A 15,465-nucleotide genomic window follows, 5' to 3' on the forward strand; every position below is an offset into this window, starting at 1 on the left:
ACTTAATATTCCTCTGCTTTGAGTTTGTTCTGTTACAGCGCTTCCGGGCCGGTTTCCCCGGTCCGGATGCGAATGGCTTGTTCAACGGGCGAGACAAAGATCTTGCCGTCGCCGATTTTGTCAGTTTTGGCTGCCGCAACGATGGCGTCGATGGCTGCGTCAACCTGATCGTCGTCCAGCACAACCTCGACCTTCACCTTGGGCAGGAAATCGACGACGTATTCCGCGCCGCGATACAGTTCGGTGTGGCCCTTTTGACGGCCAAAGCCCTTAACCTCGATCACGCTGAGACCCTGGACGCCGACATCCTGCAGCGCCTCTTTAACCTCATCGAGTTTGAACGGCTTGATGATCGCTTCGATCTTCTTCATTCCGGGCTCCTGTTAACTCTTGTCAGTTTGGCACTGACCACGTCTAAATTCGGGCGGCAATGTGATTGCGTTACCGGCTCGAGCCGAGCGCTGAGAAAATGGGCGTCGGTTCAATTTTTGATCAACTTGCACAAAAAGTAAGCGAAACTGAATCGCCAGAGGATTTGAGATGACGGAATTGCTGACAGCGGCGCAGATGCGAGCAATTGAAACAGCGGCGATTGAGTCCGGTCAGGTGACCGGTCTGGAACTGATGGAGCACGCCGGTCGCGGGGTTGTCGAGGCGATTTTTGAGGAATGGCCGGAGTTGGCGAAAACTTCGGGGCGTGCTGTGGTTTTGTGTGGCCCCGGCAACAATGGCGGTGATGGGTTTGTCGTCGCGCGCCTGTTGAAAGAGTGGGGCTGGGAAGTCGAGGTTTTTCTGTATGGGGACGCCGACAAGCTGCCAGCAGATGCGCAAATGAACTATGATCGGTGGCAGGAGTTGGGGGAGGTTGTTCCGCTGACTGAAAAGGACATGCGCAAGGGTGGTTTTGCCGATCTTTACGTTGACGCTCTGTTTGGGACGGGACTGAAACGCGGCTTGGACGGTGAACTGTTCAAGGTCGTTCGGCATCTTTCTGGTATGGATGGGGACGATTACACCGACCGCCTGGTCAGCATAGATGCCCCATCCGGCTTGTGTTTGGACAGCGGGCGGGTGTTGCATCAAGAGCCATTGAACCTATGGCCTCGCGAATTTCTGGACGGTGTGCCCGCAGAGATGCGAAACAAGGTCGCTAATGCGGGCGGCGCGCGCGCTTTGCATGACCGTTTTGCTTGGTTGACAGTGTGTTTCGACAGCCCAAAGCCTGGGCATTTTCTTGCGCAAGGGCCGGATTTGTGTGGCAAGCTTGCTGTGAAAGACATCGGAATTTCCAAGCAGCGTTGCCGCTTTAACGGTGAACCATATGACGATGCGTTCACGTTAGGACCAAAACCTTTTCGCGGGGCGAACCGACCTGCTTTTCTAACCCTTGCCGAGGCACCTGGCCGCGTGAAGGACGAGCGAACATGGGGTGGTTTGCCGCTCTATCGAATGCCCAAATTCAAACAGCAACACAAGTTTTCCCATGGCCACGCCTTCATCCTATCGGGCGGTTCTGGCAAGACCGGCGCGGCGCGATTGGCGGCGCGCGGCGCTTTGCGGATTGGGGCCGGGTTGGTAACATTGGGGGTTCCCCCGGCGGCGCAGATGGAGGTTGCGGCACAGGTTACGGCCATTATGTTGCAGCGGGTTGAGGGTGGCGACGAGTTGTCCGATGTTCTCGACGATGAACGGTTGAATGCCCTTTGTCTTGGCCCTGGTCTGGGATTGGAGCGTGCGCGGGATCTGGTTCCGGTTGCTCTGGCGGCAAATCGGGCAACGGTTTTGGATGCCGACGCTTTGACCGCGTTTGCGGGCGACCCTGCGGCTCTGTTTGACCAATTGCACGATAATTGCGTTCTCACACCGCATGGTGGAGAGTTCGCACGGCTGTTCCCTGACATATCTGAAAAGCTCAATGCGGTTCCAACCAAAGGCCCGGCCTATTCCAAGGTCGACGCAACGCGTGAGGCGGCCAAGCGGGCAGGGTGCGTCGTTCTGTTCAAGGGGTCGGACACGGTGATTGCCGCGCCGGATGGGCGCTGCGCGATCAATTCGGCCCATTATGAGCGTTCGGCACCGTGGTTGGCGACGGCTGGCTCTGGCGATGTGCTTGCCGGGTTTATCACCGGGTTGCTGGCGCGTGGGTTCGCTCCGATGCAGGCTGCGGAAACGGCGGCCTGGCTGCATGTGGAATGTGCGCGCCATTTCGGCCCCGGGTTGATTGCCGAGGACCTGCCCGAGCAACTTCCTGCAGTCTTTCAACATCTGGCCAAATGACGCATGGGCGGAAATTAGCCACTTTTTTCAGCGTTCGGCAAGAAATAGCCGCACGTATACGCATCAGTGCATGTCATTCCTTTTGAAAGACATCAGACAGAGTGGCAGACTTGTACCCAGATTTTCCTGCCTACGAAGCCTTGGTAGCCAAATCTTTGATATGATTAAAATTTACTTTCTGCCGATTTGAGCCGTAAGGCAGAAATCCTAAACGCGACTAAATCGGTTCCTTGCGGAGTGGTCCGTCACATCGGTTTTTCTTTTGGCGGTTCCCACAAACGAAACGTTCAAGGTGAATAAAATGACAGTGAATTTGAAACTTCCCTCGGTTGCCGCTGTTCTGGCGATGACCACGGCGATCCCTGCCGCTGCTGAACTAAAGTACGAGAATAACAGCGGCGGTTATGTGGTGCTGTACGGTCAACTCGATCCGGTGATCGTATCGGTTGATGACGGCCAGGAGACCGAGACCCGGTTGCTGGACAATGACCTGTCCAACAGCCGCGTAGGTTTGCGCGTCATGCAGCCCTATGGCAGCAATGAGTTCATGTTCCGGTTCGAAACCGGTCTGGGTCTGCCAAGTACCGGGACAGCCAACCAGGATGGTACCAACACCAACGGTTGGAGCCGTGAAGATATCCGCCACGTCGATTTCTCGCTCAAGGGTGGATACGGCAAGTTCTCTGCCGGTCAGGGCAGTATGGCCTCGGACGGGGCCGCCGAGACTGATTTGTCCTACGTCGGGACGGCTTTGTATTCTTTTACGAACGATGAAAACGGCGCGTTTTTCTACCGGGGAGCAGACGGTGTCTTGAGTGGCATCACCGTTGGCGACTCGGCCAGCAACTTTGATGGCGCGCGTCGGGGCAGGGTCCGGTATGACACGCCCGATTTCAACGGCTTCTCAGCGGCGATTGCTTATGGTCAGAACATCTTGTCCAGCAGCGACGACGACGATTATTACGATCTCGCAGTCAAGTACCGGAACACCTTCACCAACGGTGTAGAGTTCGCAGCGAGCATTGCCTACGCAGTAAGGGATTTCGACGGCCAACCCGGCGAACGCAAGGATACCATCGGGTCCGCGTCCGTCCTGTTGCCCAGCGGGTTCAGCTTTACTGCAGCCCTCGGCACGCGGGACGATACCTCTACCGGCGCGAGCGATCCGGATTACTGGTACACCAAGCTTGCTTATGAAGGGGATTGGGTGTCCTGGGGTAAAACCGGCGTTGGTATCGACTATTTCGACGGTTCTGATTTCGAAAATCAGGGGTCCAGCACCAAGTCCTGGGGTATTGCGGTTGTTCAGCGGATCGACGCGATCAACACGGATGCCTACCTGAAATACCGCAACCATGATTTTGACGACACGGTCGACTTTGACAAGAACGAAGCATGGGTACTGGGTGCGCTCTGGAAGTTCTGACGACGTTTCCCCGTAAACTAACGGCGCCCCAGTTTGGCTGGGGCGTTTTTTTGTTCAAATCGGCGGCAAAACAAGGCTGATCTGGCCATTGCCTCTTGCACGTAAGCGGCTGGGCAAATAGAAGGCGTCAAATTTGCCCGGCGCGCCGTTTTGCGCGCCCCGAATCCTATGGGGACTACCATAATGCAGGTTACCGAGACGCTGAACGAAGGTCTGAAACGCGGCTACAATATCATCGTATCCGCAGCCGAGCTGGACGACAAAGTTAACGAGAAACTGGTCGAAGCGCAGCCGGAAGTCGAAATGAAGGGTTTCCGCAAAGGCAAAGTGCCGATGGCATTGCTGAAAAAGCAGTTCGGTCAGCGCCTGTTGGGCGAAGCGATGCAGGAAAGCATCGATGGTGCGATGAACCAGCATTTTGAAGACAGCGGCGAGCGTCCTGCGCTTCAGCCAGAGGTCAAAATGACCAACGAAGACTGGAAAGAAGGCGACGACGTCGAGGTCGCAATGTCCTATGAGGCACTGCCTGCGATCCCCGAAGTTGACCTGAAATCGGTCGAGCTGGAAAAGCTGGTTGTCAAAGCGGACGATGCAGCCATCGAAGAAGCGCTGAACAGCCTGGCCGAAACCGCGCAGGACTTCAAAGCGCGCCGCAAGGGTTCGAAAGCCAAGGACGGCGATCAGGTTGTGATCGACTTTGTTGGCAAAGTTGACGGCGAAGAGTTCGAAGGCGGTTCGGCTGAAGACTATCCGCTGGTTCTGGGTTCCAACAGCTTCATCCCCGGCTTCGAAGAGCAGCTGGTTGGAGTGAAGGCCGAAGAAGTCAAAGACGTCAACGTTTCCTTCCCCGAGGAATACGGCGCAGAGCATCTGGCCGGCAAAGACGCCGTATTCACTTGCACCATCAAAGAGGTGAAGGAACCCGTTGCTGCGGAAGTAAACGATGAGCTGGCAACCAAGTTTGGCGCGGAAGATCTGGCCGCGCTGAAAGGTCAAATCGCCGAGCGTTTGGAAGCGGAATACTCCGGTGCATCGCGCGCGGTCATGAAGCGTGGCCTGCTGGACGCGCTGGACGAGAAGGTATCCTTCGACCTGCCGCCGTCGCTGGTTGAAGCCGAAGCCAAGCAGATCGCACATCAGTTGTGGCACGAGGAAAACCCGGAAGTGGAAGGTCACGACCACGCTGAGATCGAGCCCACAGACGAGCACAACAAGCTGGCCGAACGCCGCGTGCGTCTGGGCCTGCTGTTGGCTGAACTGGGCCAGAAGGCCGAGGTTGAGGTCACCGACTCTGAGATGACCCAGGCGATCATGAACCAGGCACGTCAGTACCCGGGTCAGGAACGTCAGTTCTTTGAGTTCGTGCAGCAGAACGCTCAGATGCAGCAACAGCTGCGCGCGCCGATCTTCGAAGACAAAGTCATCGACTACGTCTTTGAACTGGCTCAGGTCGCGGACAAAGAAGTCAGCAAAGACGATCTTCAGAAAGCCGTTGAGGCACTGGACGAGGAGTAATCCTCGTTCAACCATCCCCATGGGCATAAAAAAATACGGAGCCGTCTGAAAAATGACGGCTCCGCTTGGGTGGCTTTAACCTATGAGGTGAGGGGGTCAGGCCTCATGAGCAAAAGCACGGGGGGTTCTTAACAGAGCGGTCTTCTGCTCTGGCGTAAAGCGGTCTGAAAGCGCCTCGATCAGCTTCAGTACAGACTCGACTTCGGTTTTCGATGTTGCCGAACTCATCTGTTCGACAAAGTACTTTTCCAACTGAGTCAGCGGCTGGTGGTCGTAGTTTGCGGCACTTGGATTGGCCTTTGCGCCCTCAAACAACTCCAGCGCCTGTTCTTCGGTCAGGAAGACATCGTGTTCAATGTCGGCGTAATCCCGAATTCCAGCGATCCGTTCATCCGAACAGTCCATAAGGGCGGCCATGGCCACAACCTTGCCCATTGGCTTGGCGGTCCCAAGATAGTCATAAGGCGCATTGCCGGACCGTTGCAGGACGCGGTTCATCACCGGATCGATCACGGCGATAGAGTCCAGAACACCGGCCATCTTGGCATATTCGAACGAGCCAATCATGATCTCGCTGGTGACATAGGATACCGAGTTTTCCCCACGTCCTCGCCCAAGCTTTTTGGTGTCGACGCAAAACCGGGTTGCTTCCCAGACCTGCGCGCTGCGGATCGGCGGTTCGCCGTCTAGGATTGAATGAAAAACATCGGACAGCATGTGTGGCCCGGTCGTTTGCAGTAGTCTCATGCACCCAACAACGTCCCCCTCGTCGTCGATGCTAACTACATGTGCTGGATGAAGGTCGTCAAAATGGTCGCGTTCGCGCCCATCAACGATATTTACATCCCAACCAAGGCGGTCGCCAAAAACGCGCGCGCGCAGTTTGTACATCTCGTCCAAGACATGCTTAAACTTATTCTGGTTGATACCATCAATTACGATGATCATTTCCATCCCCCTACAGTCTGGTTACCGTAAGGATGACGTTAACTAAGATTTGAGCTAAGACTATTGGGGGTTTCCCGTATTTTTTGATCTTTTTTGATTATCCTGGGGCAATTAGGCCCAATCCAATAGCTCTTCCAATGGCTTGCGGTGTTGTCAACGCGCCCATTTTTTCACGCCCGGATCGCATATGAACTTCGACGGTTCGGTGGGAAATCGACAGGATATCACCGATGTCTTGCTGTGATTTTCCGTCCGCAACCCACTGCAGGATCTCTTTCTCTCGCGTCGAAAGGGCTGGTAAATACAGTGCTTTGGCCAGCAGGCCAGACTGCATCACGGTATCATGCGCTGTAACTGCGGCCATCTGCAGGTCCCCCATCACATGTTTCTTCAGCTTTGCCCACTCGGAATCCGAGCAATTTCGGGTCACATTCAGCAAGCCACATTCCCCGTATGGGCCACGTACCGGAACGGTTAAGCCACGGGAAGTAATGCCAAAATCATGCGCGTCCCGAAAAACCGAATGGAACTTTTCGTCGTGATTAAATCTGCCCCAGTCCACCGGAGCGATGCTGAGCGCAGATTGATACAAGGTCGGATCGAAATGGTGGAAGCCTTGGCTGCCATAGTGAATCTTCCATTCGTCCGGGTAGTTGGCATACCCCTGAACGTCACCCTTTACAGGGTTAAAAGTGGCATAAGACGCGTAATCGAAACCCAATTCATCGCAGACAGCATTAATTATGTCGGCTGCCGACTTTTCCTCGTGGTCGATCGCGGCCAAGTCTATAAGTTTCACCTGTCCAACCCTTGCGGCGGCAAATCTTTCCCCAAAGACATGCCAAATCTGTCCATTTCACCGAATACGTTGCGTCAACTGTGGTGCCTGACGCAAGCTAATTATGTATATCGCTTAGGCATAATGCGTGGTTATGGCAACAGAATACCTTAGCGATTACATAAGTCATTATTGCAACCTTTACGCTAATGACAAGCTATATCCTTACCCAGCGTCACTCTGACCTTAGGCCAGTTTCAACCAGCATCCCGGCGGCCTTCGCCTCGGGGTAGTAACCTTTGGCATAAAGGAAGATAGCCCGCTTCTGGTCGCCATCTGACAAGAGCCACGCCCCACGCAGGTATTTTCCGGCAAACTCCAGATTGGTGTCTGCATCCAACAAACCCTGAGCGTTGCCTTTGTACCCCATGGATCGCGCTGTCGCGGGCAGGATCTGCAGCAACCCGTAATATGGCCTGTTGACGGCCCATGGCCGGTGCGTGCTTTCCCTTATGGCGAGCTTGTGCAACAGTTCGCGCGGCAGTTCATAATGGTCAGCCCACGTGTTGATTGATGCACGCAATTCAGGGGTCTCATTGGGGTATAGCGGCGGATCAAAAGGGGCATTGCGAGAGCTCTGCTTGCCATCCAGGCCGCCGCAGGCAGCCAGGGCAGGTGCGCCGAGTAATGCAACAAGTAAAGCGCGGCGCGTGTAGTGGGGCATGTGTAGTCTCCGGATGGGGTTTGGCCGCATGATAGTCCCGTCGAATGCAACCGCAAGCAGACACACAGTCCGCGCGCTGATTTATGCCGGGTCTCGTTGCGTCATAACCTGGTGCCAGAGTGTTCCGTAATTGTCAGGTCGGATAGGCGGGTCGTTAAATTTCGACCTGGAACCACAGAATGATATCGGCAAACCAGATCTTGTTCTCTGTCGCGCGAAACTGAACAGTGTTGTTGATCCCCGGATTCAGGACGGTTCCGGGAAAGGCCTCCCATAATCCGCGAATGTCGCCGCCCGATATGGACGGGCCATAAATGAAGGTGTCGTTAATTTCGATCTGAAAAGCCCCTCCGGACGGCGTTGCCCAGGCTTTGAAGGCAAGGATCGGCTTCGCGCGGTTGGTTCCGATGATCAGGTTGGAAGGGATCGGGTCGCTGAAGGTCTGGCTTTCACCGGGGTTTAAAGAAAAAGAGCCGTCATTCACGACGATGTAGTTGCACAAGGATGCCATAGTGATTTCTCCTGTCGGATCGCGATCCGCCCAGATGTGCGATCACGCAAATTGCTAATAAAATGAACTTCAAAAAAAATGCGGCTGGGGCGGCAGGGGCCGCGTGACCGTAGGATAGCATAATTTCAATCCAAATTCCTGGTCGTGCCTGACGTCACTCTTTGTCACGGCCTGGGGTTCGAACACAAAAAAAGGCCGCGCCCTTCGGCGCGGCCAATCAATCTTTCAAAGGCAGCCGGATCAGGCTTTGGCTTCGTCTTCCTCAGCCGGGGCCTCTTCCGTAACCAGATCGTCGTCGTCGGAAGCTGCGGAACCGATATCGTCGAACAGTTCGGCGATTTCGAATTCTGCGGCGGCCTCTTCTTCGGCAGCCAGTTCCTGGATCGACTTGCCCGAAGCCTGCAGTTCGGCTTCTTCTTGCGAACGGGCAACGTTCATTTGGATCTTGACTTCGACCTCGGGGTGCAGCTTGACCGCCAGCGAGTGCAGGCCCAGCTCTTTGATCGGAGCGATCAGAGCAATCTGCTTTTTGTCGACGGTGAAACCAGCCTCGGTTGCGGCATCTGCGGCGTCACGCGGGGTGACCGAACCGTACAGAGCACCAGCATCCGATGCCGAGCGGATCACGATGAACTGCTGACCGTCCAGCTTTTCAGCCAGAGATTCAGCTTCTTTCTTGGTTTCCAGGTTGCGCGCCTCAAGCTGCGCTTTTTGGGATTCGAACGACGCAATGTTGGCGTTCGAAGCGCTCAGTGCTTTGCCTTGGGGCAGCAGAAAGTTGCGGGCGTAGCCAGACTTGACGTCAACGACGTCGCCCATTTGGCCCAGTTTCGCAACGCGTTCCAGAAGAATAACTTGCATATCAGTCTCTCCTTACTTCACAGCGTAGGGCAGCAGGGCGAGGAAGCGGGCGCGCTTGATAGCACGGGCCAATTCACGCTGCTTTTTTGCCGAAACGGCGGTGATGCGCGAGGGAACGATCTTGCCACGCTCAGAGATGTAGCGCTGCAGCAGACGTGTGTCTTTGTAATCGATCTTCGGCGCGTTGTCGCCCGAGAACGGGCAGACCTTGCGGCGGCGGAAAAATGGTTTTGCGGCCATGGTATATGTCCTTTCGTCAGGCGTTGATCAGCGGCGCTCGCGGCGGCCTTCGCGCTCGTCGCGCTTCTGCATCTGGACCGAAGGGCCCTCGTTGTGCTCGTCGACCTTGATGGTCAGAACGCGCATAACGTCGTCATGCAGGCGCATCAGGCGCTCCATTTCCTGAACGGCGCCAGCTGGGGCGTCGGTCTTCAGGAAGGAATAGTGACCCTTGCGGTTCTTGTTGATCTTGTAGGCCATCGTCTTGACGCCCCAGTACTCGCTTTCGACGACGTTGCCGCCGTTGTCAGCCAGAACGGTGCCGAAATGTTCGACGAGGCTTTCTGCCTGCGCGTTGGACAGGTCCTGACGCGCGATCATTACATGCTCATACAGTGGCATGTGCACTCCTGTTTCTATCAAGGCGCATTTCAAAGGCAGGGCCGGTTCGTCCTTCGCGACCCTGCCACGAGAGGCTGCGCGATTCATAACTCTTGCGAAGGATGGCCCCATATACACCATTCGCGTCGGGGGGCAAGGGCCGTCACACATGCCTTGGTGAAGTCGCGCTATTTCCTTTGCGCTGCCCAATTCCTGACGCTTTTCGGCTCAAAGTTGTTTTGCATACCGGGAACTAACCGGACAGACCGAACCAAAGACGGCAACGTGAACTAGGGTACAGAGAAATGACCGCGATGAACACGAATACCTTCGAGAAGTCTGCGACCAGCACGACTTATGATCAATCGGTTCCAGTTCTTATCGCATTTGCGCCGAACTGGAGGGCACGCACCGTTCTGGCACGCATCGCGGGGGCGTTGTTGATCGTTGTCGCGTTTTCCATGTGGCTGATGTCTGGCGCGGTGATGGCAACCGAAGTTTGGCCGATCAAACTGGCTGCGTCGCTGACATTCTTACTAATCGGCGTCAGCCTGCTGACCATTCAGGTGCTTGATGCGCGCCCCGATGCCTATTTTGATCCGATCCGCCGAGAAGTACGCGTGCTGCAAAAGAATGAAAACGGGCGTCCTCAGACAGTACTGCGCCGCAGCTATGACACCTTGGGTGGTGCACGGTTCGATGATGATCAGGTCGAACTCTATGATGTGGACGGCAGCCTGCTGATGAAGTTGCCGCTACAATCGGCGGATGTTGGCCGAGCGCTGAAGGGCCAATTGAGCGGAAGTGTAACGATCTTCGCCTGATTTTCACTTCTGTTCATTTAGGAACAGAAATTGTTAGAGAATAGGTCTTGTGTGCCGCCCAAGGGCGGCACATTTTTGTTGTTGAGCAATCCAACTGGTTTGCACTCACAACATTTTTGGAGATAGTCATGAAATCCACCCTTCTTGCTGCTGCACTGGCCGTATCGGCGACCTCGGCGTTTGCAAGCGCCGAGAAATACGTTTTGGACCCCAGCCACAGCCAGGTTGTCTTCAACTATAACCACCTTGGTTTTTCCACCACGACTGGCATGTTCTCGGGCTTTGAAGGCGAGATCATGTTCGATCAGGAAAACCCGGCAGATTCCAGCGTGAGCGTGTCGATGCCTGTGGTCGAAATGATCACCGGCTGGAAGCCGCGCGAAGATCACTTCATGACCGAAGACTTCTTTGGTGTCGCCGAGGGTGACCTGATTTCGTTCACCTCGACCGGTATCGAAGTCACCGGTGAAAACACTGCGAACATCACCGGCGATCTGACCATGAACGGTGTGACCAAGTCGGTCGTTCTGGACGCCAAGCTGAACCAGGTTGGCGAGCATCCGATGGCGGGCAAGCCCTGGGCAGGATTTGATGCCACCACCACACTGGTCCGCAGCGAGTTCGATCTGGGCCAGTTCGCACCATTTGTAAGCGACGAGGTTGAGGTTCGTATTTCGGTAGAGGCGCAAAAGGCCGAGTAAGTCTGCCTTGCATGCGAAAAGAAACCGCCGGGGCCCGTCAGGCCACGGCGGTTTTTTCTTTACTCGGCTTGGGTGGCTGTCAGTTCAACGGCTACCTTGACGGCAAAGGCCAGCGAGTCCTCGGTTGGTTGCGTCGTACCGACGTCGTAATCCATACGGTTCAGATCCAACTCTCCCTGCATCTTGGCGGTGCCGTCCTGCAGGTCCAACTCGAACGGCAGGACGACGTCCATGGTTTTGTCGCGAATGGTCAAAGTGCCGCGTGCCTCATAGGCCAGATCGGTCTTGAACAGATCTGCGGTAAAATTCGCGGTCGGGAACTGAGCGCTGTCAAAAAAGTCCGCGCCAAGGGCCTGTTGTGTCACGGTGCCAATGGTCAACGAGCCGATGGCGATTGTCACATCAACAGCTCCGGCCGGTCCGGGTTCCGCGGGGTCGTCGAATGTGATTGCCGCAGTCCAGTCGGAAAACGCGCCACTGACGGGGCTGCCCAACTGGGTGATAGTGATCGCCAGCGAACCTTCCTGCAACTGCCAGTCGGATTGCACCGCCTCCAGTTCGGCAGAAGCATGATCACCGGTCGGATGTGCCGAGTAGGCTCCGTCGAACCACCCGATACTAATAGCAACGGCCCAGACGGCGATTGCTGCGATGACGGGCGCAGGTGAGTGCCATTGCGTTGGCGGTTCCGGCAAATCAACCCGTCCGGGCAGCATGCGGCGCAATGTGCTGTCTTTGTCGATCACGTGGTGCTTGAGCGCGCCAACGATATGCAAAACCAGAGCACCCACCAGCACCAGCATCAGGACGAAGTGTAACCCGGCGCTTGTTTCGGCCAATGCGGGGGATTTGGGCACAAACGGCAGGTTCTGCCCGAACGGCCAGAGGATCGGTGCAAACCCTTCGGTGGCCGCATGGTGAATCCAGCCTGTCAGAGGAACCAGAACCAGCGAGCCATACAACAGCCAGTGGACGGTTTCCGCAGCAAATGCCTCGGGCTTGTTTTCAGCATTGAGCAACCCAGGCTTGGGTTGGCTGATCGCCCACAAGATACGGGCAAGCGCCACGAAAAAGACCGTGACACCGATAGTTTTGTGCAGCGAGAACAGCCGGGCCGCCTGTTGCAGGTCTTCCGGTGTCGTTGGAATGGCCGGGTCTTCAATTGCGTGGGCCAGTTCGTTCGCAAACCATCCAATCGGAAGCGCCGTCAGAATGAGCAAGGCCGTCAGCCAGTGGAAGGTTTTTGAAACGCCCCCGTAGCTTTGGGTGGTGTTGGCAATGGGCATTGGTTCACGACTCCGATCTGTTTGCTGCGACCACCCTAAATGCAGCGGAGGCCGACACAATAGCCTCTGACGCACAGAATGCGTGTCAGGATGCAGAGCTTGTGCCGCTCGTTCACTCGGTTTACACCCCATCGCAACCTAACGTCATCCAAGAGGTTGCAATGACACGCGCGTTCGTTTTTCCGGGGCAGGGCGCCCAAACCATCGGTATGGGCAAAGCACTGGCCGAGGCCTATCCGGCTGCAAAGGCAGTTTTCGACGAGGTCGATGAAGCGCTTGGTGAAAAGCTGAGCAACCTGATCTGGGAAGGTGATATTGCCGACCTGACGCTGACGCAGAACGCACAGCCGGCGCTGATGGCAACCTCGATGGCCGCGATGCGCGCGTTGGAGGCCGAAAGTGTTGCGGTCACGGACGCTGCATTTGTAGCTGGGCATTCGCTGGGGGAATACTCAGCGCTTGCGGCAGCTGGTGCGCTGTCGATTGCGGATACGGCGCGTTTGTTGCGGACACGTGGTCAGGCGATGCAAAGCGCCGTTCCGGTTGGTGAAGGCGCAATGGCCGCCATTCTGGGACTGGACCTTAAGGCCGTGCGCGCAGTCGCAGAAGAGGCCGCACAAGGCGAGGTTTGTCAGGCCGCGAACGACAACGATCCTACACAGGTTGTTGTTTCGGGAGCGAAGGCGGCCGTGGAACGTGCTGCCGAGATTGCCAAGGAAAAAGGTGCCAAGCGCGCTGTGATGTTGCCTGTGAGCGCCCCGTTCCATTGTGCGTTGATGCAACCCGCTGCAGATGTGATGGCCGAGGCGCTGGCTGCAGTTGAAATCAAGGCCCCGGCAGTTCCGCTAATTGCGAACGTGCGCGCCGAGGCTGTCAGCGACCCGGACCTGATCCGTCAGTTGCTGGTCGAGCAGATAACCGGTTCTGTGCGCTGGCGTGAAAGCGTGTTGTGTATGGCGGCGCAGGGCGTCACCGAGACATGGGAGATCGGTGCAGGCAAAGCGCTTTCGGGGATGATCCGCAAGATCGACCGCGCGATTGCTGGCAAGGCTGTAGGCACGCCGGATGACGTGCAGAATATGGTTAAGAGCGAATCATAAGAACAACGTGCGACGCAAGTTGCGCTGCAAAGGGAAGATCGAATGTTTGATTTGACAGGTAAGAATGCGTTGATCACCGGTGCGTCCGGTGGGATTGGCGGCGAGATTGCGCGCGTCCTACACGGTGCGGGGGCCACGGTTGCATTGTCCGGCACGCGCGTGGAACCGCTCGAGGCATTGGCCGCCGAACTGGGTGAGCGGGCGCATGTCTTGCCATGTAACCTGAGCGACGGCGAAGCTGTTTCCGCGCTGCCGAAGCAAGCTGCCGAGGCGATGGGGTCGGTTGATATCTTGGTCAACAACGCTGGGATTACTCGGGACAACCTGTTCATGCGTATGTCGGATGACGAATGGCAGAGCGTGATCGACGTGAACATGACCTCGACCGCCAAGCTGTGCAAAGGCGTGCTGCGGGGTATGATGAAGGCGCGCTGGGGACGGATCATCAACATCTCGTCCGTCGTCGGTGCCACCGGGAACCCCGGTCAGGCAAACTATGCAGCGTCCAAGGCCGGTATGGTCGGCATGACCAAATCCCTGGCCTATGAGGTTGCCAGCCGCGGTATCACGGCAAACGCGGTTGCGCCGGGCTTTATCACCACAGCCATGACCGACAAGCTGACCGACGATCAGAAATCGGGCATTTTGGGGCAGGTTCCCGCCGGTCGTATGGGCGATGCGTCGGAAATTGCGGCGGCTGTTCTGTATCTTGCCAGCCCCGAAGCTGGATATGTTACCGGAACCACCTTGCATGTTAACGGCGGTATGGCCATGTTGTGAGCGCGGACAGGGGCAGGTGCGAAAGCGTTTGCCTCGCGCGTTGTCTATGCTATAGGCGGCGCATAAATGCTGGGGTCGACCAAATGGTCGGCCTTCTACTTTCCCGGTCATCCGGGACCCAACCGCCCGCACCGGGCAAATCAAAGCCAGCCTGAGCGGGCAAGGGCAGAACCGGGCACTAGGCCCTGAAAACGGAATGAGGAATAGACATGAGCGACGTCGCAGATCGCGTTAAAAAGATCGTTGTTGAGCACCTGGGTGTTGAAGAAGACAAAGTGACCGAAAACGCGTCCTTCATCGACGATCTGGGCGCAGACAGCCTGGACACTGTTGAGTTGGTTATGGCCTTCGAAGAAGAGTTCGGCATCGAAATCCCCGATGACGCAGCCGAAACCATCCAGACATTTGGCGACGCCGTCAAATTCATCTCGGAAGCTTCCTAAAGCTTCGAAATAATTAAAAAGCGGCGCTTCCGGGCAACGGAGGCGCCGTTTTTTTGTGCCTTGTTCAATTCTGCCTTGCAAGGTGCCGTATTCGTTCGCAACCTTTTGCCCGAGGCACATAATTCAAAGCGGGCAGGGCATGATACGATCCACCCCTATGATCAATACGGCCCGTTTGACGCTGTGCGCCATGCGGCCAGAAGATTTCAACCGGTTCGCCGAGATTTGGCGCAACCCGTGCATCGTGCGACATATCGGCGGCAAGCCGCGGTCGCGCGGAGAGGCGTGGGATTCATTCCTTCGAAATGCCGGGCACTGGCAAATGGCCGGTTTTGGGCAATGGGCCGTGGTCCAGCAGTCGAATCGCCAGATGGTCGGTCAGGCGGGGTTCTTTTACGGTAACCGTTCGATTGGCGAGGATTTCGACAGTTTTCCCGAGGCCGGATGGATTCTGGTCCCCGAGGCGCAGGGACAGGGATTGGGGCTGGAGGCGGCACAAGCCGCACATGATTGGTTTGACCGGATCATGCCCGGTCCGTTGGTCGCGATGGTGAATTCGGCGAACTTGGCCTCGCGCAATCTGGCGGGCAAGCTGGGCTATACCCCGATGCGCGAATGCGCGTTCAACGGCAGCGACGTCACGCTTATGCGCCGCAACGGACCGCCGCCGCGCCACTGACAATTTGAGACT

At 56.4% G+C, this 15,465-nt stretch carries 18 protein-coding genes; 9 read left to right on the plus strand and 9 right to left on the minus strand.

Features of this window, described 5'->3' with window-relative positions; translation table 11 throughout:
- Positions 1–32 precede the first annotated feature (32 nt).
- A complete protein-coding gene (locus AC2FD9_RS10410) occupies positions 33–371 on the minus strand; it encodes a P-II family nitrogen regulator (RefSeq protein WP_058274017.1) in 339 nt (112 codons plus the stop codon).
- A gap of 169 nt (positions 372–540) precedes the next feature.
- On the opposite strand from AC2FD9_RS10410, the gene AC2FD9_RS10415 reads away from it, so the two are divergent.
- The 3 genes from AC2FD9_RS10415 to tig all read left to right on the plus strand — a co-directional run bounded on the left by AC2FD9_RS10415 (position 541) and on the right by tig (position 5,218).
- Complete coding sequence (locus AC2FD9_RS10415; protein ID WP_496836724.1) at positions 541–2,277, plus strand: NAD(P)H-hydrate dehydratase; 1,737 nt, start codon at positions 541–543, stop codon at positions 2,275–2,277.
- A 301-nt stretch (positions 2,278–2,578) separates the two neighbouring features.
- On the plus strand, positions 2,579–3,703 hold the full coding sequence (locus AC2FD9_RS10420) for a porin (RefSeq protein ID WP_496696825.1): 1,125 nt from the start codon (positions 2,579–2,581) through the stop codon (positions 3,701–3,703).
- Between the two features lie 183 nt (positions 3,704–3,886).
- Positions 3,887–5,218 carry a trigger factor gene (gene tig / locus AC2FD9_RS10425; protein WP_282151585.1) on the plus strand — a complete coding sequence of 444 codons (1,332 nt, stop codon included), beginning with the start codon at positions 3,887–3,889 and terminating at the stop codon, positions 5,216–5,218.
- A gap of 96 nt (positions 5,219–5,314) precedes the next feature.
- On the opposite strand, the gene AC2FD9_RS10430 is transcribed toward tig, so the two are convergent.
- The 7 genes from AC2FD9_RS10430 to rpsF form a co-directional block, all read right to left on the minus strand.
- Positions 5,315–6,166 (minus strand): acyl-homoserine-lactone synthase, encoded by an 852-nt coding sequence (locus tag AC2FD9_RS10430; RefSeq protein ID WP_496836726.1) that lies wholly within the window; start codon positions 6,164–6,166, stop codon positions 5,315–5,317.
- Between the two features lie 97 nt (positions 6,167–6,263).
- On the minus strand, positions 6,264–6,965 hold the full coding sequence (locus AC2FD9_RS10435) for a LuxR family transcriptional regulator (RefSeq protein WP_058274014.1): 702 nt from the start codon (positions 6,963–6,965) through the stop codon (positions 6,264–6,266).
- Positions 6,966–7,179: 214 nt separating this feature from the next.
- Positions 7,180–7,668 (minus strand): lytic transglycosylase domain-containing protein, encoded by a 489-nt coding sequence (locus AC2FD9_RS10440; RefSeq protein ID WP_109311415.1) that lies wholly within the window; start codon positions 7,666–7,668, stop codon positions 7,180–7,182.
- A 154-nt stretch (positions 7,669–7,822) separates the two neighbouring features.
- Entirely contained in the window at positions 7,823–8,179 is a 357-nt protein-coding gene (locus AC2FD9_RS10445) for a hypothetical protein (RefSeq protein ID WP_496705190.1), read from the minus strand.
- Between the two features lie 240 nt (positions 8,180–8,419).
- Positions 8,420–9,040: a 50S ribosomal protein L9 gene (rplI, locus tag AC2FD9_RS10450; RefSeq protein ID WP_109311413.1), complete on the minus strand. Its 621-nt coding sequence runs from the start codon at positions 9,038–9,040 to the stop codon at positions 8,420–8,422.
- A 12-nt stretch (positions 9,041–9,052) separates the two neighbouring features.
- Entirely contained in the window at positions 9,053–9,280 is a 228-nt protein-coding gene (rpsR, locus tag AC2FD9_RS10455; RefSeq protein ID WP_005982441.1) for a 30S ribosomal protein S18, read from the minus strand.
- A gap of 27 nt (positions 9,281–9,307) precedes the next feature.
- Positions 9,308–9,661, minus strand: coding sequence for a 30S ribosomal protein S6 (gene rpsF / locus AC2FD9_RS10460; RefSeq protein WP_082637099.1), 354 nt, complete (start codon positions 9,659–9,661; stop codon positions 9,308–9,310).
- Between the two features lie 284 nt (positions 9,662–9,945).
- Here rpsF and AC2FD9_RS10465 point away from each other — a divergent pair, with 284 nt between their 5' ends.
- Positions 9,946–10,464, plus strand: a complete 519-nt coding sequence (locus tag AC2FD9_RS10465) for a hypothetical protein (RefSeq protein WP_108860342.1) — start codon at positions 9,946–9,948, stop codon at positions 10,462–10,464.
- Between the two features lie 128 nt (positions 10,465–10,592).
- The gene (locus AC2FD9_RS10470; protein ID WP_109311412.1) at positions 10,593–11,165 is read left to right on the plus strand and encodes a YceI family protein; all 573 of its coding nucleotides are present in this window, start codon (positions 10,593–10,595) and stop codon (positions 11,163–11,165) included.
- 59 nt (positions 11,166–11,224) lie between these two features.
- Here the strand turns inward: AC2FD9_RS10470 and AC2FD9_RS10475 are convergent, their stop codons facing one another.
- Positions 11,225–12,451, minus strand: a complete 1,227-nt coding sequence (locus tag AC2FD9_RS10475; protein WP_496836729.1) for a cytochrome b/b6 domain-containing protein — start codon at positions 12,449–12,451, stop codon at positions 11,225–11,227.
- Between the two features lie 161 nt (positions 12,452–12,612).
- Between AC2FD9_RS10475 and fabD the strand changes: the two genes are divergently transcribed.
- The 4 genes from fabD to AC2FD9_RS10495 all read left to right on the plus strand — a co-directional run bounded on the left by fabD (position 12,613) and on the right by AC2FD9_RS10495 (position 15,453).
- Positions 12,613–13,551, plus strand: coding sequence for an ACP S-malonyltransferase (gene fabD / locus AC2FD9_RS10480; protein WP_496836731.1), 939 nt, complete (start codon positions 12,613–12,615; stop codon positions 13,549–13,551).
- A gap of 42 nt (positions 13,552–13,593) precedes the next feature.
- Positions 13,594–14,331, plus strand: a complete 738-nt coding sequence (gene fabG / locus AC2FD9_RS10485; protein ID WP_058274008.1) for a 3-oxoacyl-[acyl-carrier-protein] reductase — start codon at positions 13,594–13,596, stop codon at positions 14,329–14,331.
- 209 nt (positions 14,332–14,540) lie between these two features.
- Positions 14,541–14,774, plus strand: coding sequence for an acyl carrier protein (locus tag AC2FD9_RS10490; protein WP_005982462.1), 234 nt, complete (start codon positions 14,541–14,543; stop codon positions 14,772–14,774).
- Between the two features lie 139 nt (positions 14,775–14,913).
- A complete protein-coding gene (locus AC2FD9_RS10495) occupies positions 14,914–15,453 on the plus strand; it encodes a GNAT family N-acetyltransferase (protein WP_282120449.1) in 540 nt (179 codons plus the stop codon).
- Positions 15,454–15,465 lie beyond the last annotated feature (12 nt).

This window comes from Ruegeria sp. YTSC230, from assembly GCF_059609665.1.

Bases quoted from the DNA above. Each gene is read 5' to 3' on its own strand.
- rpsR (WP_005982441.1), bottom strand. From the start codon at position 9,280: ATGGCCGCAAAACCATTTTTCCGCCGCCGCAAGGTCTGCCCGTTCTCG.
- AC2FD9_RS10490 (WP_005982462.1), top strand. From the start codon at position 14,541: ATGAGCGACGTCGCAGATCGCGTTAAAAAGATCGTTGTTGAGCACCTG.
- AC2FD9_RS10420 (WP_496696825.1), top strand. From the start codon at position 2,579: ATGACAGTGAATTTGAAACTTCCCTCGGTTGCCGCTGTTCTGGCGATG.
- AC2FD9_RS10475 (WP_496836729.1), bottom strand. From the start codon at position 12,451: ATGCCCATTGCCAACACCACCCAAAGCTACGGGGGCGTTTCAAAAACC.
- AC2FD9_RS10415 (WP_496836724.1), top strand. From the start codon at position 541: ATGACGGAATTGCTGACAGCGGCGCAGATGCGAGCAATTGAAACAGCG.
- AC2FD9_RS10430 (WP_496836726.1), bottom strand. From the start codon at position 6,166: ATGATCATCGTAATTGATGGTATCAACCAGAATAAGTTTAAGCATGTC.
- AC2FD9_RS10410 (WP_058274017.1), bottom strand. From the start codon at position 371: ATGAAGAAGATCGAAGCGATCATCAAGCCGTTCAAACTCGATGAGGTT.
- rplI (WP_109311413.1), bottom strand. From the start codon at position 9,040: ATGCAAGTTATTCTTCTGGAACGCGTTGCGAAACTGGGCCAAATGGGC.
- AC2FD9_RS10445 (WP_496705190.1), bottom strand. From the start codon at position 8,179: ATGGCATCCTTGTGCAACTACATCGTCGTGAATGACGGCTCTTTTTCT.
- fabD (WP_496836731.1), top strand. From the start codon at position 12,613: ATGACACGCGCGTTCGTTTTTCCGGGGCAGGGCGCCCAAACCATCGGT.
- fabG (WP_058274008.1), top strand. From the start codon at position 13,594: ATGTTTGATTTGACAGGTAAGAATGCGTTGATCACCGGTGCGTCCGGT.
- AC2FD9_RS10440 (WP_109311415.1), bottom strand. From the start codon at position 7,668: ATGCCCCACTACACGCGCCGCGCTTTACTTGTTGCATTACTCGGCGCA.
- rpsF (WP_082637099.1), bottom strand. From the start codon at position 9,661: ATGCCACTGTATGAGCATGTAATGATCGCGCGTCAGGACCTGTCCAAC.
- tig (WP_282151585.1), top strand. From the start codon at position 3,887: ATGCAGGTTACCGAGACGCTGAACGAAGGTCTGAAACGCGGCTACAAT.
- AC2FD9_RS10465 (WP_108860342.1), top strand. From the start codon at position 9,946: ATGACCGCGATGAACACGAATACCTTCGAGAAGTCTGCGACCAGCACG.
- AC2FD9_RS10470 (WP_109311412.1), top strand. From the start codon at position 10,593: ATGAAATCCACCCTTCTTGCTGCTGCACTGGCCGTATCGGCGACCTCG.
- AC2FD9_RS10495 (WP_282120449.1), top strand. From the start codon at position 14,914: ATGATACGATCCACCCCTATGATCAATACGGCCCGTTTGACGCTGTGC.